We start from the raw sequence: 18,871 nt of genomic DNA, 5'->3' as shown, positions 1-18,871 counted from the left end.
GGTAGGCACGTGAAGACAGGTCCGCTGTCCCGTGGTCAGGAACGACTCTGGTTTCTGAACCAGCTCGATCCCGACGACCCCTCCTACAACACCGCCTACGCCTACCGGCTGCGCGGGGAGCTCGACGTCCCGGCCCTCGAAGCCGCCTTCGGCGCGGTCGTGGCCAGGCACGACGCGCTGCGCACACGCTTCGTCCAGGTCGACGGCCGGCCGGCGGCCGTCGTGGAGCCGCCTGCGCCGCTGACGATCGAGCAGGTCGCCGCGGGGTCGGAGGACGAGGCCCGGCGGATCGTCCGCGCCCGCACCAATGCCGCGTTCGACCTCGCCGAGCGGCCGCCGTTCCGGGTCACGCTGGTCCGCCTCGGTCCGGCCGACCACGTGCTGTGCGTCGTGTTGCACCACATCAACGGCGACGGCTGGTCGCTCAACGTGCTCAGGACCGAGGTGGCCGACCACTACGCGGGCCGGGCGCTTCCCGAGACGCTCCCGCCGCAGTACGGCGACCACGTGCCGACCCGCGAGGACTCGACGGATCTGGACTGGTGGGTGTCGCGGCTGTCCGGGGCGCCCGTCCTGGAGCTGCCCGCCGACCGGCCGCGTCCGGCCAGGCGGGGCACGGCGGGCGGGGAGATCCGTTTCCGCATCCCGCCCGCGCTGGCCGCCACAGTGGCGGAGTCGGCCGGGAAGGCGCGCTGCACGCCGTACATGCTGCTGCTCGCGGCCTACCAGGCGCTGCTCTCCCGGCACAGCGGGCAGGCGGACTTCTGCGTGGGCACCCCCTCGGCCGGCCGCGACAGCACCGAGCTGGAGCAGGTGATCGGCTATCTGTCGACGACCATGGTGCTCCGATGCGACCTGTCCGGTGCGCCGAGCTTCGCCGAACTGCTCCGCCGCACCCGCCGGGCCGTCCTGGACGCGCTCGCCCATCGGGACGTGTCGTTCGAGCGGCTGATCGGCGTCCTCGGGGTGGAACGCGACCCGAGCAGGACACCGCTGTTCCAGACCATGTTCGCGCTGCACACCCACGGCGACGTGGCCGATCCGGTGCCGGGTCTGGCCGCCGAGCCGTTCCCGCTCGGCTGGCACCCCGCCAGGGTCGACCTGTCGCTCGACCTGTACGCGGAGGACGACGGCGGCGTGCTCGGCGTCGCCATCTACAGCGAGGAGCTCTTCGACCACGAGACGGTCGAACTGATGACGGAGCGCTACCTCGTGCTGCTCGCCGCCGCGGTCGCGGACCCCACGCTGCCCGTGGGACGGCTCGAACTGCTCACCGAGCGCGAGCGGGCCAGGCTCGCCGCGTGGAACGCCACCGCGGCCGAGCTGCCTCCGGTCACCCTGGCCGACCTGGTGCTCGACCGGGTGGCCGCCGCGCCCGACGCGGTCGCGGTGGTCTCCGAAGGCACACCCTGCCGGGAGCTGACCTACCGCGAGCTGGCCGTACGGGCGGCGGAGCTGGCGGCGCGGCTGCGCGACCGGGGCGTCGGGCGCGACAGCGTGGTCGCGGTGCGCATGTCGCGCGGCCCGGAGATGATCGTCGCCCTGCTCGGCGTCGCGATGTCGGGTGCGGCCTACCTGCCGGTGGACCCCGACTACCCGGCGGCCCGCGTCGAGTACATGATCGAGGACTCGGGCGCGGCCCTCGTCCTCACCGACGCCGACCTCGCCGATCTCCTCATCAGCGAGGATCCGGTCGGCGCGGCGCTCACCAAGGGGCCCGCCGAGCGGCCCTCGCCCGGCGACACCGCCTACGTGCTCTACACCTCCGGCTCAACGGGACGCCCGAAGGGCGTGGTGGTGCCGCACCGCGCGCTCACCAACTTCCTGCTCGCCATGCGCGATCTCGTCGGATCGACGCCCTCGGACGTCTGGCTCGCGCTCACCTCGCTGTCGTTCGACATCTCCGCGCTGGAGCTCTACCTGCCGCTGGTCACCGGCGGCCGGGTGGTCGTCGCCGGCGCGGAGACGGCGCGCGACGGCGCGGCCCTCGCCCGGCTGATCGCCGACACGGGCGTGACCCACGTCCAGGCCACCCCGTCGGGCTGGCGGGTGCTGCTCGCGGGCGAGCTCCCGCCGGTCGTCGCCATCGCCGGGGGCGAGCCCCTCCCGCTCGCGCTCGCCGCCGAGCTGCGGGCGCGGGTACGCAGGCTCGTCAACATGTACGGCCCGACCGAGACCACGATCTGGTCGACCGCCTGGGAGGTGCCCGAGCGGCCCGAGCGGGTGACGATCGGCCGCCCGATCGCGAACACCACCGTCCACGTGGTCGACGCGGAAGGCGGCCAGGTGCCGATCGGCGTGCCCGGTGAGCTGCTGATCGGCGGCGCCGGCGTCGCGGATGGCTACCTCGGCCGTCCAGACCTCACGGCGGAGCGGTTCGTCCAGCACGCGTTTCCCGAGCACGCGTTTCCCGAGCACGCGTCTCCGAGCCAGGAGGGCGAGCGGGTCTACCGCACCGGCGACGTCGTCAGATGGTCGGCGGACGGCACGCTGGAGTTCCTCGGCCGCACCGACAACCAGGTCAAGCTGCGCGGGCACCGGATCGAGCTCGGTGAGATCGAGGCCGTGCTCGAAGCGCATCCGGCCGTCCGCCAGGCCGTGGTCGCCGTACGCGACGACCTGCTCGTGGCCTTCGTCGTCCCCGGCACGCCCGATGACGCGGGCGCTTCAGCTGCCGACTCCGAGGGCGGCGACCTCGACCTCCGGCGGCACGTCGCAGGGCAGCTGCCCGGCTACATGGTCCCCGCGGCCGTCGTGACGCTCGACGCGCTGCCGCTCACCCCGAACGGCAAGGTCGACAGGAAGGCCCTGCCGCGTCCTCGGGTCGCCAGGCCCGCGGGCGTCCCGCCGCGTACCGACGCCGAGCGGCTGGTGGCCGGCGTCTTCGCCGACGTGCTCGGCGTCGAGAGCGTCGGCGCGGACGACGACTTCTTCGCGCTCGGCGGTCATTCGCTGCTGGCCACCATGGTCACCGCCAGGCTGCCGGTGCGGATCCCGGTGCGCGAGCTGTTCACCCGCCCGACCGTCGCGGCGCTGGCCGAGCTGCTCGACGAGACCACGGGAGACCGGGCCGTCGCTGGGGACGGCGACGGGCCGCGACCCCGCCCGGCCGGAGAGCCCGCGCCGCTGTCGCACGGCCAGGAACGGCTCTGGTTCCTGCACCGGCTCGACCCGGACGACGCGTCGTACAACATGTGGCTCGTCCGGCGGCTGCGCGGCCCGCTGGACGCGCGGGCCCTGGAACGAGCCCTGGCCGCGCTGGTCGCGAGGCACGAGAGCCTGCGCACGCGGTTCCCGGAGGTCGACGGCGCCCCGGTCGCGGTGGTCGAGCCGCCGGGGCCCGTGCCTGTCGAGGCGGTCACGGCCGCCGACGTCGCGCACGCGGAGACGTTGGTCGCCGAGCGCACGAACGCGCCGTTCGACCTGGCCTCCCGGCCGCCGCTGCGCGTGACGCTGATCCGGCTCTGCTCCGCCGACCACATCCTGGGCGACCACGTCCTGGGCGACCACGTCCTGTGCGTGGTCCTCCACCACATCGTGGGCGACGGCTGGTCGCTGAACGTCATGCTGGACGAGCTGGCCCGGCTCTACTCCGGCGAACTGCTCGACCCGGCGCCGCTGCAGTTCGGCGACGTCGCCCGATGGCAGCGCGAGCGGAACCAGGACGACCTCGTCGCCTACTGGGGCGAGCGGCTGGCCGGCGCGCCCCCGCTCGACCTGCCGACGGACCTGCCGCGCACCTCGCCGCCCGTCAGGAAGGGCGGTTTCCACACGTTCCGGCTGCCCGCCGAGGACGTGGCGCGGCTGGTCGAGCGGGGCAGGGAACACGGCGCGACGCTGTTCACGACGTTGCTGACCGCCTATCAGGCGGTGCTCGCCGCGCAGAGCGGGCGCAGCGACATCACGATCGCCACCGTCGCGTCCGGCAGAGACCGGGTCGAGCTGGAGAACGTGGTCGGTTACTTCGCCGACGTCCTGCTGATCCGCACGGACCCGCCCACTGCGGCTCAGCCGAGTTTCGGGGAGTCGCTGGAGCGGACCCGCGACGCGGTCCTTTCGGCGTTCGAGCATCAGGGCATCCCGTTCGAACGGCTGCGGGTGCCCGCCTTCCAGACGATGGCGATCCTGCACAACCAGGACACCGGCGCCTCCCCGGCCGCCTTCTCCGGGCTGGTGGCCGAGCCGTTCGCGCACGGCTTCGAACAGGTCAAGTTCGACCTGATGCTGGAGGCGTGGCAGGACGAGCACGAGTTGCTCGTCGTGCTCTCCTACGACGCCGCGCTGTTCGACCACGGCACCATCGGAGCGATGGCGGCCCGGCTGGAGGGGGTGCTGCGGCAGGACTTCGCCGCTCCCCCGCGGCTGACCACCGCGGCGGAGGAGGCCCGCCTGCTGGAGCTCGGCCGCGGGCCCGACGTCGCGCCCGAGCAGTATGTCACCGGGCCGTACGTCCCCGAGCTGGTGGCCTCGGCCGTGCGCGCGCATCGGGACTCCCGCGCCGTGGGCGACCTGACCTACGGCGAGCTGGACGCGCGCGCCGACGAGCTGGCCGCGCTGCTCCGGGCACGCGGCGTCGGCCCCGGTGACATCGTGGGCGTCCTCCTCGGCAGGACGCCGGACGCCATCGCGGCATTGCTCGCGGTCTGGCGTGCCGGGGCGGCCTACCTGCCGCTCGACCCCGGGCTTCCGGGCGAGCGGCTGGCGTTCATGCTCGGCGACAGCGCGGCGGCGCTCGTCCTGGCCTCCGCCGACCTCGCCGGAGGGCTGCCGCCGGGCGTCCCGGTGGCGTGCACAACGCAAGCCGTCTCTGTCTCCGTCTCCGTCTTGGAGGGTGCGCCCGCGCCCGTGCCGGTCACGGGCGACGCCGCGGCGTACGTGATCTACACGTCCGGCTCGACCGGGACGCCGAAGGGCGTCGTCGTGGAGCATCGCAACCTCGCGGCCAGGGTCGCCTGGATGGTCGGGGAGTACGGCCTGGGACCGGGTGACAGGGTCGTGCAGTTCGCCTCGCTCGGCTTCGACGCGCACGCCGAGGAGATCTATCCGACGCTGGCCGCCGGCGCCCACCTGGCGCTCCTGCCGGACGGCGCGGTGACGCTCACCGACCACCTCGACGGCGTCACCGTCCTGGATCTGCCGACCGCCTACTGGCATCACCTGGTCGACCAGATCGAGTCGATCGCCTGGCCGCCGGAGCTGCGGCTGGTCATCCTGGGCGGGGAGCAGGTGCACGAGGCCGCGGTGACCCGCTGGCGTGGGCGGTTCGGCGACCGGGTGCGGCTGGTCAACACCTACGGCCCGACCGAGGCGACCGTCATCGCCACGCTCGCCGAGCTGGACGGCTCGCCCGGGCGTCCGCCGATCGGCAGGCCCATCGGAGGCACCCGCGTCCACGTCCTGGACGCGGCCGGGCGGCTCGCTCCCCCCGGCGCGGCCGGAGAGCTGTGCATCGGCGGGACGGGTGTGGCCCGCGGTTACCTCGGTCGTCCGGAGCTGACCGCCGAGCGGTTCGCCGACCTGTACGGCGAGCGTGTCTACCGCACCGGCGATCGGGCGCGATGGCGGCCCGACGGGCAGCTGGAGTTCCTGGGCCGGCTCGACGACCAGGTGAAGGTGCGCGGGTTCCGCATCGAACCGGGCGAGATCGAGGCCCGCCTGCTGGCCCATCCCGAGGTGGGTGAGGCCGCGGTCGTCGCGATCGGCGACACGCTGGTCGGCTACGTCACCGGATCCGCCGGCTTCACCGAGCTGGCGGAGTTCGCCGGCGCGGCGCTTCCGCCGTACATGGTGCCGACCGCCTGGGCACGGCTCGACCGGCTGCCGCTGACGCCGAGCGGCAAGGTGGACCGGGCCGCGCTGCCGGCTCCGCAGGCGCACCGGGAGGCGTACGTCGCACCCGGCACCGATGCCGAGGAACTGGTGGCCGAGGTCTTCGGCGAGGTGCTCGGCGTCGAGAAGGCCGGGGTCCACGACGACTTCTTCGCCCTCGGCGGCCACTCGCTGCTCGCCGTACGGATCGTCGCCCGGCTGCGCGGCACGACCGGCCTGGAGCTGCCGATCCGCACGCTGTTCACCCATCCCACGGTCGGTGGGCTGGCACGGGCGGTCGAGGAACTCCTGATCGCCGAGCTCGACCAGATGTCGGACGAGGAGGCGGAACGCCTCGCCAAGGAGCTGCAATGATCAAAGAGAGGCTGGCGGAACTCGTCGAGGAGTCGTCCGACGGCGCCGTCACCGCGGACGAGGTGCTGGCCGCGACCCTGCCGCTGTCGGCCCTGGGCGTCACGTCGATCACGATGCTGCGGCTGATCGACGCGATCGAGTCGGAGTTCGGCGTGGAGTTCGATCTGAGCGAGGACGGCATGAGCCTGCTGGACGATCTCGACCGGCTGGCCGCGCACCTGGCTTCCATGGCCTCCCGGTGAACGCCACCGGCCCCCTGCCGCACGTCGAGTTCGCCGGGCCGGGCTCCGCACCGCCTACGGCACCGCTGACCTGGGGCCAGCGGGCCATCTGGGAGGCGATCGTGCGGACGGCCCCCGACGACCACTACTTCAATTTCGGCCGCGTGCTGAAGGTGCCGGGCTCGCGCACCGTCGCCGAGGTGTGCACGGCGCTGGCCGCCCTGGTGGAGCGGCACGGCGCTCTGCGCACCACGATGAGCGACGCGTTTCGCGCGAGGCCCCCAGAGCCGTACGGAAATGCCGAGCCGTACGGAAATGCAGAGCCGTACGGAAATGCCGAGCCGTACGGGCGGGCCGAGCCGTATCAGCGGCTGGCGGAGAAGGGCCGGCTGCCGGTCGTGGTCACCACCGAGGACCCCGACCGGGTGCTGGGCGAGCTGGCGGCGCGGCCGTTCGACTACTTCGGTGAATGGCCCGTGCGGGTGGCGCTGGTCCTCGACGGCGATCGGGTCGCCCATGTGGTGCTGGTCTTCTGCCATCTGGCCGCCGACGGGCTCGGCGCGGAGGTCGCGCTGCGCGACCTGCGGATCCTGCTGCTCAGAGGTCCTGACGTCCGGCGACCCGGCGCCGCCCAGCCGCTCGATCTCGCGCGTTGGCAGGCCGGCACGGAGGGGCGGCGGGCGGCGGAGACGGCGGCGGCGCACTGGGAGCGCGAGTATCGGCGGATCCCGCCGGCGATGTTCTCCGCGCCGAGCGGCTCTCCGGCCGGACCGCCCGTATGGCGGGCGCTGCTGCGCTCCCCCGCCCTGGAGCTCGCAGTCCGCTCGATCGCCGCCGCGCACGGCGCCTCGACCTCGACCGTGCTGCTGACGGCGGTGACCGAGCTGGTCGGCCGCTTCACCGGCCACGAGACGTGCGCGGTGCTGCCGATCTCGGCCAACAGGTTCCGGCGGGACACGACGGACATCGTCGCCACGATGTCGCAGGAGGGGCTGTTCACGCTCGACCGCCGGGAGGCGCCCTTCGCCGACCTGCTGCGGGCCGCGGGGCCGGCCGCCCTGCGCGCCTACCGCAGCGCCTACCACGACCCGGCCGACCGGAACCGGATCACCGCCTCGGTGAGCGCCGAGCGCGGCGAGCCGATCCATCCGTACTGCTGCTTCAACGACATGCGCTTCGCCGACCCGGGACCGGCCCGGTGCGATCCCGCCGAGATCACTGCCGCGCTGGCGCGGACGTCCGTCACCTGGCCGATGAGCCAGGACAAGCTGAACTGCCGGTTCTGCGTCCACCTCACCACGGAGGGCGTCTCGCTCACCGCCGACACCCGGTATCTGTCCCGCCCGGACATGGAGCGCTATCTGCTGGAACTGGAGTCCCTTCTCGTCGAAGCGGCCGTCCGATGACCGTCCGCGCCTACGCCACCTCGACGTCCTGCGTGCAGGGGGCCTCACTCGGCTTCGTCCTCGACCGGCCGGCGCCCGTGGTGGTGACCGACGCGACCGACGACCGGGTGGTGTTCGAGGGATTCGCCTCCGCGCCCCTGTGGGAGCTGGACATCCCCGCCGGCTGGCGCAGCTCGCTCTATCGGGCGCGCTTCGGGCCCGGGGAGCCGTGGCCGTTCGGACTGCCCGGAAGCGCGCCCTGCCCGGACAACGAGGTCTACTTCGTGGTGCGGCAGGCCGTGCCCAGCTCGCCGGTGCTGGTGAGCGTCCCCTTCACCACCTGGCAGGCCTACAACAGGGCGGGGGAACCGGGGCAGAGCGTCTACTGGACCGAGTCGCCCACGCGGGCCGCGCGGGTGACCTTCGACCGGCCCGGCGGCGGGCCTCCTCCCGAACGATGGGAGGAGGGGCTGATGCGCTGGCTGCGCCGCGGCGGCTACGACGTCGCGTACTGCTCGAATCTGGACGTGCACGACGGCCTCGGCCTGCTGTCCCCGCACCGGCTGCTGATCGTCAACGGGCACGACGAGTACTGGTCGCTGGGGATGCGCGACGCCGTGGAGGAGTTCGTCCGGCGCGGCGGCAACGTCGCGTTCTTCTCCGGCAACACCTGCTGGTGGCAGATCAGGCTGGAAGACGGCGGCCGCACCATGGTCTGCCACCGCGACGCGGTGACCGATCCCATCGCCGACCCCCGTCAGACGACCGTCGAGTGGTCGGCGGCGCCGGTGAACCGCCCGGAGAACGCGCTGACGGGGGTGAGCTTCCGCGCCGGCGCGGGCGCCTGGGGACCGCACATGTCGCGCATGCTGGAGGAGTCGTACACGACGCGTTTCGCGGCGCACTGGGTGTTCGAGGGGACGGGGCTGACCGACGGCGACAAGTTCGGCCAGGGCTGCCTGGGCTACGAGACCGACGCCGCCGAATTCGAGGAGGTCGGCGGAGTCCCCCGGGCGACCTGCAGGGACGGCACCCCGCCGTCGTTCGTCATCCTCGCCACCGCCGACCTGCGGCACTGGAGCGCGTACGGCCAGGGCGGCATGGCGACCATGGGAGTGTTCACCAGCGGTCTCGGCACCGTCTTCACCGCGGCGACCGTCAACTGGGGCAACGGCCTGCACGATCCCGTCGTCGACCGGATCACCCGCAACGTGATCGACCGGCTGTCGGCCGCCGACGACGGGCGCTGGGACGTGATCGGCCCGCCGGCCGACCTGCGGGCGCTCGCGGTGCTCGGCCGGACGCTGTACGCCGTGAGCGCGGACGGCACGCTGCTGGCCCGGGAGCTGTGCGGCCAGAACCTGCCCTGGCGGCCCGTCGGCCTCGCCCGCGGCGTACGCGGCCTGGCCGTGCCGCGCGAGGCGGCGGGCGGCCTCGCCGTCGGTCTGTACGGCGTCACGCATGACGGGCGGCTCCTGCGCCACGACGAGCCGGGCTGGCGGGAGATCGGTCCCGCGCCCGGGTCCGCGGTCGGCCTGGCCGTGACCGACTGCACGTTCTGGGTGGCCACGTCCTCCGGCGAGTTGTGGCGGCAGCCGTTCGGCAGCGGCGGCTGGGAGCCCGCCGGCTCGTCGGGAGGCGCCGTCGCCCTCGTCGGGATGAACGGCAGGCTCTTCGCCCTGGACGCCGAGGGTCGTCTGCTGACCCGGATTCCCCCGCCCGTGCGGGGCGACTCCGAATGGGAGAGTCACGCGGAAGCGGTGCCGGGCAGCACGTTCACGGCCCATGCCGGGCTCATAGTCGCCGCCGGGCACGGCACCCCCCTCCGCTGGCGCCACGTCTGACGCCGCCCCGGCGCCGGACCGCTGAAGGGCGAGACCGAACGATCCCCCACCCGTCCTGGCGCGACTGCCGCTGAGATCACCACCGGCAACGGTCCGCTGAGCGAACCGGAACGTCGCTCCGCCGGTCGATCTGAATGAAGATGTGACGGCGGTAAGCAGGCCGGGGTGAGTACCAGACATTGGTGAGGGAAGCCCGATGCATCGTCGATCTCGCATTTCAGCGTTCGCCGCTGGTCGTTCCTTTACACACAGGTTCTTGATCGTTCTCCTGTCGCTTTCCCTTTTCGCCACGGCATGTCTGGACGAGGAGTTCGGGGGAGGCTCGAACGCCGCGGAGACCGAGAAGGGGCAGGTCCAGAAGCCGAAGACGTCCAGGAAACCCAAGGCCCCGGTCTGCCCCGCTCCGGGGCCCATCACGAGGTCCCAACTCCCCGATTTCCCACCGGCGGACGGGGTCAGTGTGATCACGCAGAACCCCTGCATCAGCATCGCGGGCCTGGCCGAGGATGCCCTCGGTTTCATCCCCGAAGGGCGCTCCGGGGAGTTCAGAGAGTTCCGTGGCGGGCTCGAGCGGTTCATCACCAGGGTGAACGCGGTCAACGACGCGGCGGAGTGCGCCTATGAGACCGACCACTTGGCGATCGGGGTCTACCACCACGACAACGCCCCATGGTCGATCGGCATGGTCGCCGTCGTCCGCGGGGACCTGGACGCTCTGGTCGACAGCGGAGTCTGCTGGCTGCTGAGGAGGCTGCCGTTCGACGTCCCCACGGGACTCGCACCTGACGAGATCCGTCCCGATTTCTGCGCCGACGCCGTCATCAGGAGAAGCAACGGCTACCGCTTCACGATCCTGTGGATCGGCTCATCGAATGTCATGTGCGGGAGCCTCGCCACCCTGTACACAGGCACCGCGTAAGGACGTGGAGCCGTGGCGGGTCGAAACCCGAAAAGACGGCGTGTCACCCCCGGACTGTTCGGACCGTGAGCCGGTGCGTACCGGCTCCCTCGACACCCGTTTGATCGTTCTGCGCAGGAACTCCGGCTCCGGGAAGACCAGCGTCGCCCGTGCCGTGCGGGCGGCCTACGGCCGTGGTCTGGCGCTGGTCGGCCAGGACGTCGTACGCAGGGAGCTGCTGCGGGAGCGGGACGTCGATGGCGGAGTGAACATCGGCCTCATCGACACGATCGTCCGGTACTCACTTGATCACGGGTATCACGTCCTGCTCGAAGGCATCCTCACCGCCGGCCGGTACGGCGCGATGCTGCGGTCCCTGCGCCGTGACCACGCCGGGACCAGCGCCTTCTTCTACCTGGACGTGTCCTTCCCGGAGACGCTCCGGCGGCACGACAGCCGCCCCCAGCGGTCGGAGTTCACCCCCGACCAGATGCGGGAGTGGTGTCGGGATCGCGACCTGCTCCCGGACGGGTGCGAGACGGTCATCGGCGAGCACAGCCCGCTGGAAGCATCGGTACGGCAGGTGCTGCGCCAAGCGCGCCTGACCCCGGCGCGGACCACCGGTGACGACGCCTCACGATGACGGCCGCCTCGATCGAGAGTGATCCCCTCACCGTGGCCGGCGAGAAGGTCCTGACCTAACCGGCCGAGGACGCCATTACACGCGCTGGACGGCCTGTCCCGGCCCTCGGCCGGTGTCAGGGGTGACGGGCGTCTGCGGCCTCAGCGACACGCCGATCTGGGCGAACCACTGGCGCATGCCCGGCACCTGCGCGGGATCGGCCGCGATCCGGGCCGCGTACTCCTCGACGTCGACCTCCTTCCCCGTCGTGTCGCGCAAGGTGGCGGGGCCGGTCCACGACAGCGTCCACCGGGCCCTGCCGCCGGCGATCAGCACGCCCTCGACGGCGCGGGCGAGGACCTTGGCCACCAGGTCCGGCGACGGCCGCCACCCGAGGCGGACGAGCTCCTCATGGAGGGCGGCGGCCTGGCCCCGGGCCAGCGCCTCCAGGGCGGCGTCCAGGGACGGCCCCGGCCCGCCCGCGACCCGCTGGCCCGCGGCCGACAGGTCCTGCAGCGCCTCGTCATTGACGCCCACGTACATGCCCTGGGCGACCATCTCCTCCCAAGGCAGCGGGCGCAGCTTCAGCGCCTCCTCCGTCCAGAAGGTCTGCTCCACAGCGCGCGCGGCGACGGCGGGGTCCCGCAGGAGCGCCAGCGCGGGACGCGGGTCGCGGGTGTGCGGGACGTCCTGCAGTACGGCGATCGCGGCCAGCCGCTCCGGCAGGCTCGGATGGGAGTCGTACGGCCCGGCCCCCTCGCCGCCCTCGTCCGCCTGGGCGATCTCCGTCCGACGCGCATCGGCGAGGGCGTGGAAGCCGCCGAACAGGTCGGCCGGACGGCTGCCCGCCATGCCGGTCATGCCGACGTATCGCTCTATGAACAGGTCCCAGACGTCCGCCGTGCCGTGCACCTTGCGCAGGGCGTTCCCGGCGGCCTCACGGCTCGCGACGGCGGCTGCGAACCGGTCGGCCTCCAGTTCCTGCCGGCGGGACACGGCCTGGGAGACCCGCAGGAAGAGCCTGGCGTACAGGGAGAAGAGCTTCTGGATGAAGGCGTGGTTCCGCAGGGAGGCGACCGCCGCCAGCACGGCGATCCTGCCGCGATACACCGGTGCGCCCAGCCGCGTGTGCGCACCGCTGTAGTGGCCGAGCTCGTGCCCCAGCACCGCGCGCATCTCGTCCACCGAAAGCGTCATCAGCAGGGGCAGGCCGACGTACATGATGCGCCGGCCCGCCCGAAGTCCCAGCCAGCTCGTGTCCTCCCGCACCGCCGCGTTCACCTCGGCGACCAGCCGGATCTCGTCCGGCGGGCGGGTCCCCACCCGTGCGGCCAGCTCCTCAACCGTCTGCCAGAGCACCGGCTCATCCCCGCGGCCGACCCCAACGCCCGGCTCCTCCTGGCGTCCGCGGCGGTTGACCAGGATGAGGCCGCGCAGCAGCGCCAGGGCGGCCAGGGTGAGCACGATCGCGATCTTCAGCGAGCCTGCGGTGACGTGCCGCAGGACGGCGACGTCGACGAGCACCGCGGCCCCGATCACGGCGGCGACCAGCACGTAGAAGCCCGCGAGCAGGCCGAACGCGATCGTCGCGCGAAAGGCGGTGACCATGTCATAACTTCCGGTAAAGGTGAGGATGAGAGGGCGAAATTAACGGATTTCGTCGGATCTGTCACTCGGATTGCGAAAGACCCCGGGACCCACGCGCAGCCGAAACCGTGCTGGATATAGGGGTCTTCGGAGACCAGCGTCTCGACGCCGTCATCGTCGACCAGGCCGGTGACACCGCCACCGTCAGGGCCACGCACACCGGCGGCGCCCCGGGGTGCCTCGACTCGCTGGCCGCCGTGCTCGACGGCGAGGAGGGCGAGCTGCGTTTCGTCAGCGGCGTGGTCGGGCGGACCGCGGGCGGTGTCGTCATCGAGCCGCTCGGTCTGGCGGTCGGCGGCCGCGTCGTCGTCCCCGACCTGCAGCCTGCCGGTGGGAGCGGCAGGCTCATGGGTGCCGAGGACGACCGGCTCGCCGCCGCGGCGCGGCGGTTGACCGTGCTCGGACTGCACCGGATCGCGCAGGCCGTCACGGCCTTCGCGGAGACGCGGACCGACGACTCCGACGAGGCGGTCGAACAGGCCTGGGTCGACGCTTACCTGCGCCTGGAGGTCGCTCTGGACCTGAACTGACGGATCTGTGGGCGCACTGTCCGGCTCAGCGGCGGGCGGGTCAGTCGTCGAACTCGAAGCCGTCCGCCTTGGCGGTTGCGACGAGCCGCCGCATGCGGTCGGCGTCTGCCGCGACGGCCGACATCCGGGTGCCCAGTTCCTCCAGCGCGCTTCGGTTCCCTCCGTACGCGCAGAACATGCCGCCTTCGGGGTCGTAGGAGAACCGGCCTTCCAGGGCGGGGGCCTCGGTGCTGACGAGCACGTGCGCGACGCCTTCCCAGAAATATCCGTTCGGCTCGTGACCGAGCTCCTCGATCACGTCGTCGACCTGCGTGGTTCCCGCGTCCAGCAGCAGCGCGTACTTGCCGGGGGTGGACTCGATCAGCCTCAACGGATGCATCGGCGCATGCTGCCACTTCCGGCGCCGAGCCGCAAGATCACGCTGAATCGGTGCGGCGTAAAACCGCTCGTCACGCCTGCGCGTCGCTCCTAGCATGCTTTCCCGAACGAGACACGAAACGGGGTGGGAGTGCGCCTGTCGGAGCAGACATGGCCGACGTTGATCAGCAAGGTCCGCCTCGGTCGCGACGAGTACCGCGTGGTCCGGCCGGCTCGGGCCGTGCAGCACGCGATGCTGTACGAAGACCGGCTCGGCGCGCAGTTCAGCGTGGACAAGCGAGCGGCCGTGGTGCTCGCGATGGCCTGGGGACTGGCTGCCCGCTCCCCGCACAGCTTGATCTACCTGCCGCTGCGCACGGCCCGCCCGGCAGGCTCGGCCAACCGGGAACGGCTGCTGGATCTGGTCCTGCTGCATCATCGCCTGGCGTTCCCGGTCTCCCGCTGGAAACATGTCCGCGCCCCATTGGGAGCGGGTAGGCCGCATGGCGTGAGACTTCCGCCTCAGGCGTTTCGTCAGCGCCCCGATGACGATCTGCGACGATGGACCCATCAGGACTTCCGTGACCATCTCCGCTGGGACATCGCCGCCGACACCCTCTTCCTGATCGGCAGCCGCGAGGCGTTCGAACTGGAGGCGGATCCGGTGCGTGCTCTGGCCGAGGACTGCCCCGCGCACCTCGCGAGATTTCCCGGCACCCATTGCTGCTCCGAAATCACCATGGGCCGGGCGAGGACGGGGTATCCGGACCGCCGCCGTCCGTGGGCGGAGCTGCACATCGAGTACTGCCAGCGCCACCGTTGACGCCCCCCACGCCCCCGCCGCGTCGAATTCGCCTCGATGTCCAGTGAGCTCCGCACCGCCGGCGAGCGCAGCAGCGAACGGCCGACCGTCACCAGCGAGATCCATCTGTCGTGATGACGGCCGACCGGCGTGGCTGTATCCGCATCACCCGACGCGGGTGGAGTCCATGGTCCAGTTGGTCTCCCAGGTCTGGCCGCCGTCATAGGAGAAGGCCTGCTCCCAGTGACACGAGTCCGGCGTGATCCCCGACCAGATGAACCGGACGCGGATCGGGCGGCCGTCGTCGGTGTCGTCGGCGTAGAAGGTGCCGACCCCGTCGACGAAGCGGCCGACGACCGGGACCGGATCCAGGCCGCGCCTGCTGTTGACCCAGTAGATGGACCACTCGTCCCGCTCGGCGTCGTACGTCCGGATCGTCGCGCCGTCGAAGTCCCTGGTCGGCAGCGTGAGTGTGTCGAAGCTGCCCGCGCCGTCGAAGAAGCCGTACGCGACACAGCGGCCGGGGAACTCCTCCCACTCGTCGCTGCCGACGCCCCGCTTCAACAGTCTCCGGTTGGCCACGTCCCACGTGCCGACGAGGAAATCGAAGTCGTTCACAGTCCCGCCCCTTCCGGCCGGATGCCGGTCAGGTGGTCGGCGCGGTCCGGGGATTCGCCCCTCGGCTCGGATGCCCGCATGGGCCTGTCGTCGTGATGCCGGCCGTCGACCGCGATCGGGTCGAGCGGCCGCGTGATCTTCTCGATGAACGCCATGCCGGGACCGTACGGCCCATCCACTGACACGTATCGTCAGTGGATGACGGTGGGCTCCGCGTCAGGCTGGAGCGAGGACGCAGAACTCGTTGCCCTCCGGGTCGGCCAGGACGATCCACGACGCGTCCCCCTGGCCGACGTCGGCGAGCGTCGCGCCGAGGGTCTGCAGCCGGGCCACCTCCGCCGCTTGGTCCTCAGCGGGGTGGGGCAGCAGGTCGAGATGGACGCGGTTCCACACGGTCTTCACGCCGGGCGTTGTGCGGAGGAACTCCAGATACGGCCCGACTCCCTTGGCGGAGCGCAGCCGCGCGTGGTCGTCGGTCACCTCGTGCACGGTCCAGTCCATCGCCTCGCCCCAGAACCGGGCCATGGCCCGCGGATCCGCGCAGTCGACCACCACCGCGGCGATCGGCCCGGTATCGCGGTAGATCTCCCGAGGCTCCAGCACGCAGAACACGTTGCCCTCCGGGTCGGCCAGGACCGTCCACGGGACGTCGCCCTGGCCCACGTCGGCGGGCGTCGCACCGAGCTCCTTCAGACGCGCGACCAACTCCGCCTGATGGGCCGCGGACGTGGTGGCGAGATCGAGGTGCACGCGGTACTTCACCGTTTCGGGGTCCGGGACGGTGACCACACAAACGCAGACGGCGGCGGAGTCGGGCCAGACGAAGCCCGCGGGCCCAACGCCTGTCACAGCGGGTCCCTCGCTGAAAACATCCCAACCGAGCGCCTCCGCCCAGAACCGGCCGAGCGCCGAGTTATCCCGAGCTTTGAGATTCAGCAGACTAAGTCGCAGCGCCATGCGGCCCACCCTATGTTCAGCAGAACGCGCACCTCCGGCTCTGCCGGCGGTAACGGGCGGGAACGTCCAGAGCCTTCTCGCCCGGCGACGAGGTCGGTCTCGGCGACAAGTACTGTCCGCAGATTCCTCAACCCCGGGGGTCTGAATGCGGAGTGGTCAGTCCTTGACCAGGAGGCCCTGGAAGGTGACGTCGCCTTCGTCGCCGTCCCATCGGTAGGAGAGCCCTTCGCCGGTCTGGATCAGGGTGATCCTGCCCGCGGCGCACTTGTCCAGCCGGAAGACGAGTGCCGTGCCGGAGCTGCGCGTGAGCGTCAGACTTCCCCGGCACGAACTGTTGGTGTCCTTCCAGCTTCCGTTGCGCTTGCCCGGCTCCAGCACGATCTGGACGTCGGTCTCGCTGGTTCCCACGAGCTGGTCTGGCTCGAGATGGCCTCCCCAGGTGCCGGCGAACGCGGCAGGAACCGTCCCGCCCGGCGTGGTCGACGGCACGGGGGTGGCCTTCGGAGTCGCTGTGGCATCCCCCGCGGCGTCGTCCGTCGTCACGGTGGCGTCCTGCCCCGCGCCGGCGTCGTCCTGGGTCGCACCGCCGTCGGCCGTGACGGTCTCCCCCGGCATGGCGTCGGCGGGCGGTGCCGGTGAGCCGGCGGTGTGCGAGACGGTCGTCGTGGCTGCGTGCGACGGAGTGGCGGCCGTGTCGCCGGACAGCAGGCGCGGCGCCAGCAGAGCGGCGGTGACCGACACCGCGCCCACGGCGGCCACCGCCCCGGCGACGATCCCGGTGCGGGAAGCCCGCCGACGGCCGCCCGCACCGGTGGTCTCCAGGCCCGACGGAATCGTCCCGGCCGGACCGGTAGCCGGGAAGGCCGGGAGGATCGCGGTCGTCCCGCCCTGCCGTACGCCTTCCGGTCTGGTGGTCGCCGCGGCCGCGCCCGCCTGCAGCGGGTCGGGGGCGGACCCGACGAGTTCCAGCAGCAGGTCGCGGGAGGCCGGCCGGCGCGCGGGATCCTTGGCGAGGCATCGTTCGACCACCCCGCGCAGCGACGGGGGCAGTGCCGAGGCGTCGGGTTCGGCGGTCAGGATCCGGTGCATGACGGCGGGGACGCTGGCGGCGCCGAAGGCCGGACGACCCGTGGCGGCGAAGACGATCGTGGCTCCCCAGGCGAACACGTCGGAGGCGGGCGTGGCCGGGTCCCCGGCGATCTGCTCGGGAGCCAGGTAGGCCGGGGTGCCGACCGGGCCCGCCGTGATCGTGTCACTCGCGCCGTGCCTGGCGATGCCGAAGTCCACCACCCGGGGGCCGTCCGGCCCCAGCAGCACGTTGGCCGGCTTGAAGTCCCGGTGCACGATCCCGGCCCCGTGAATGGCCGTCAGCGCCGTGGCCGTGCCGACCGCGAGGCGTTCCAACTCGCCGCCCCGCAGCGGACCGCCGGAATCGACCCGCTGCTGCAGAGACGGCCCGTCGATGAACTCGCTCACCACGTACGGCATCCGCCCATCGACCACCGCGGTCAGCACCCGGGCGGTGCAGAAGGGCGCGACTCCGCGCATCGCGTCGAGCTCGCGGACCAGCCGCTCCTTCACCGACGAGTCGAGCCCCGACTTGAGCACCTTCACCGCGACCTGTTCCCCGCGGGGCGACCGGCCGAGGAACACCACCCCCTGCCCGCCCTCGCCGAGCCGTCCCGTCAGTGTGAACTCACCCAGTACGCGCGGGTCATCGGGCTCCAGGGGGGTGACCATGGCACCGAACCCTAGCGACGCGGGGCGCGGCGCGGTACGCCTCACAACAGCCGGACGGCGACCACGGAGGCGAGCCCGCGCCGCTCCAGGTCGCTCGACCGAGCGTTCATCGACGCCTGCAACCACCGCCCCCCACCGGTCGTCGCCGCACCGCGCCACCCCCGCCCGGTCTACAACAACCACCGAGCGGGATGGGCAGGGAGGGAAAGTCGTCAAGCACCGCTGGAGAGGCTGAGTGGCGCCCGATGGGAAGGTCGAGCAGGGAGAACCCATACGGGACGCCGCCCGCCGTGAGCTGCACGAGGAAACCGGCGCCTGGATCCCGATGCACCACGACTGGGAGGGCGCCTTCCCCGAAGACAGACCACGGATCCGCGAGTACGCCAGGCATCTGGCTCGTCGTACAGTGTCGGCGTGTCGGGTGAGCAGGTGAGTGCGCGGGTGGACATCTGGATCTGGTCGGTACGGCTGACCAGGACTCGTTCGATCGCGTCCGACGCCTGCCGGGGCGGTCACGTCCGGGTCAACGGGGTACGGGTCAAGCCCGCGCACGTCGTCCGGGTCGGTGACGAGATCCGTCTGCGCCACGAGGGGCGCGAACGCATCGTGGTCGTCTCCCGCATCATCACCAAGCGCGTCGGCGCCCCCGTGGCCGCCGAGTGCTACGTCGACAAGAGCCCTCCGCCGCCTCCACGCGAGGAGGCCGTGACGGTGGCCGTCCGGGCACGTGGCGCGGGACGTCCCACCAAACGCGAGCGGCGCAGCATCGACAAACTGCTCGGGCGCCCGGTGGTGGAAGGGCGGGACCGCCGGGCACGCCCGGAGTGAACGGGCATGCCGCATCAAACCGTGCGGCGTGCGCGGTGATGCTGCGGAGATGTTGCCGCCGCGGGGACGGTCGAGCCCGATGCCGAGGCCGCCGTCGAAGCCGGCGGGATTCCGCTGGCGGTGGCATGGCTCGGGCGCACCTCCGCCGACGATCAGCAAGATTCCACAATCGCGCATGAATTCTTCGCCGCAGGTCTACCAAAGGTGGGATGACTCCCTGCGGACGCGTCGCGCCCACG

Annotated in this window: 16 protein-coding genes; 10 read left to right on the top strand and 6 right to left on the bottom strand. The window is 72.1% G+C overall.

Going from position 1 to position 18,871, the window contains the following annotated elements; all coding sequences use genetic code 11:
• The first annotated feature begins 9 nt into the window (after positions 1 to 9).
• From FLW16_RS25595 to FLW16_RS25570, 6 genes are all read left to right on the top strand, one after another.
• On the top strand, positions 10 to 6,183 hold the full coding sequence (locus FLW16_RS25595) for a non-ribosomal peptide synthetase (protein ID WP_185949587.1): 6,174 nt from the start codon (positions 10 to 12) through the stop codon (positions 6,181 to 6,183).
• Entirely contained in the window at positions 6,180 to 6,425 is a 246-nt protein-coding gene (locus FLW16_RS25590) for an acyl carrier protein (protein ID WP_142562672.1), read from the top strand. The genes FLW16_RS25595 and FLW16_RS25590 overlap by 4 nt, the downstream gene beginning before the upstream one ends.
• Positions 6,422 to 7,810, top strand: coding sequence for a condensation domain-containing protein (locus FLW16_RS25585; protein WP_142562671.1), 1,389 nt, complete (start codon positions 6,422 to 6,424; stop codon positions 7,808 to 7,810). The genes FLW16_RS25590 and FLW16_RS25585 overlap by 4 nt, the downstream gene beginning before the upstream one ends.
• Entirely contained in the window at positions 7,807 to 9,633 is a 1,827-nt protein-coding gene (locus FLW16_RS25580; protein ID WP_142562670.1) for a N,N-dimethylformamidase beta subunit family domain-containing protein, read from the top strand. Before FLW16_RS25585 ends, FLW16_RS25580 begins: the two co-directional genes overlap by 4 nt.
• Before the next feature lie 256 nt (positions 9,634 to 9,889).
• Positions 9,890 to 10,552, top strand: a complete 663-nt coding sequence (locus FLW16_RS25575) for a hypothetical protein (protein WP_142562669.1) — start codon at positions 9,890 to 9,892, stop codon at positions 10,550 to 10,552.
• Between the two features lie 73 nt (positions 10,553 to 10,625).
• Complete coding sequence (locus FLW16_RS25570; RefSeq protein ID WP_142562668.1) at positions 10,626 to 11,174, top strand: kinase; 549 nt, start codon at positions 10,626 to 10,628, stop codon at positions 11,172 to 11,174.
• A gap of 75 nt (positions 11,175 to 11,249) precedes the next feature.
• On the opposite strand, the gene FLW16_RS25565 is transcribed toward FLW16_RS25570, so the two are convergent.
• Positions 11,250 to 12,761 (bottom strand): M48 family metallopeptidase, encoded by a 1,512-nt coding sequence (locus FLW16_RS25565; RefSeq protein ID WP_142562667.1) that lies wholly within the window; start codon positions 12,759 to 12,761, stop codon positions 11,250 to 11,252.
• Positions 12,762 to 12,868: 107 nt separating this feature from the next.
• Between FLW16_RS25565 and FLW16_RS25560 the strand changes: the two genes are divergently transcribed.
• Complete coding sequence (locus FLW16_RS25560; protein ID WP_142562666.1) at positions 12,869 to 13,330, top strand: hypothetical protein; 462 nt, start codon at positions 12,869 to 12,871, stop codon at positions 13,328 to 13,330.
• 40 nt (positions 13,331 to 13,370) lie between these two features.
• Here FLW16_RS25560 and FLW16_RS25555 read toward each other — a convergent pair whose 3' ends face one another.
• Positions 13,371 to 13,709, bottom strand: coding sequence for an Imm51 family immunity protein (locus tag FLW16_RS25555; protein ID WP_142562665.1), 339 nt, complete (start codon positions 13,707 to 13,709; stop codon positions 13,371 to 13,373).
• Positions 13,710 to 13,838: 129 nt separating this feature from the next.
• Here FLW16_RS25555 and FLW16_RS25550 point away from each other — a divergent pair, with 129 nt between their 5' ends.
• On the top strand, positions 13,839 to 14,510 hold the full coding sequence (locus FLW16_RS25550) for a hypothetical protein (protein WP_142562664.1): 672 nt from the start codon (positions 13,839 to 13,841) through the stop codon (positions 14,508 to 14,510).
• 144 nt (positions 14,511 to 14,654) lie between these two features.
• Here the strand turns inward: FLW16_RS25550 and FLW16_RS25545 are convergent, their stop codons facing one another.
• The 4 genes from FLW16_RS25545 to FLW16_RS25535 form a co-directional block, all read right to left on the bottom strand.
• Entirely contained in the window at positions 14,655 to 15,107 is a 453-nt protein-coding gene (locus FLW16_RS25545; RefSeq protein ID WP_142562663.1) for a hypothetical protein, read from the bottom strand.
• Entirely contained in the window at positions 15,104 to 15,262 is a 159-nt protein-coding gene (locus FLW16_RS43925) for a hypothetical protein (protein ID WP_185949586.1), read from the bottom strand. Before FLW16_RS43925 ends, FLW16_RS25545 begins: the two co-directional genes overlap by 4 nt.
• Before the next feature lie 61 nt (positions 15,263 to 15,323).
• A complete protein-coding gene (locus tag FLW16_RS25540; RefSeq protein WP_142562662.1) occupies positions 15,324 to 16,064 on the bottom strand; it encodes a VOC family protein in 741 nt (246 codons plus the stop codon).
• 156 nt (positions 16,065 to 16,220) lie between these two features.
• Positions 16,221 to 17,804 carry a serine/threonine protein kinase gene (locus FLW16_RS25535; RefSeq protein ID WP_142562661.1) on the bottom strand — a complete coding sequence of 528 codons (1,584 nt, stop codon included), beginning with the start codon at positions 17,802 to 17,804 and terminating at the stop codon, positions 16,221 to 16,223.
• A gap of 235 nt (positions 17,805 to 18,039) precedes the next feature.
• Between FLW16_RS25535 and FLW16_RS46260 the strand changes: the two genes are divergently transcribed.
• Entirely contained in the window at positions 18,040 to 18,237 is a 198-nt protein-coding gene (locus FLW16_RS46260; protein WP_221891278.1) for an NUDIX domain-containing protein, read from the top strand.
• Positions 18,219 to 18,632 carry an RNA-binding S4 domain-containing protein gene (locus tag FLW16_RS25525; RefSeq protein ID WP_185949585.1) on the top strand — a complete coding sequence of 138 codons (414 nt, stop codon included), beginning with the start codon at positions 18,219 to 18,221 and terminating at the stop codon, positions 18,630 to 18,632. Before FLW16_RS46260 ends, FLW16_RS25525 begins: the two co-directional genes overlap by 19 nt.
• Positions 18,633 to 18,871 lie beyond the last annotated feature (239 nt).

Source organism: Microbispora sp. KK1-11 (assembly GCF_006874435.1).
In the GTDB taxonomy this organism is placed as follows: domain Bacteria; phylum Actinomycetota; class Actinomycetes; order Streptosporangiales; family Streptosporangiaceae; genus Microbispora; species Microbispora catharanthi.
The sequence above is the reverse complement of the archived record's forward strand: the minus strand, read 5'-3'. Positions and strand labels throughout refer to the sequence as shown.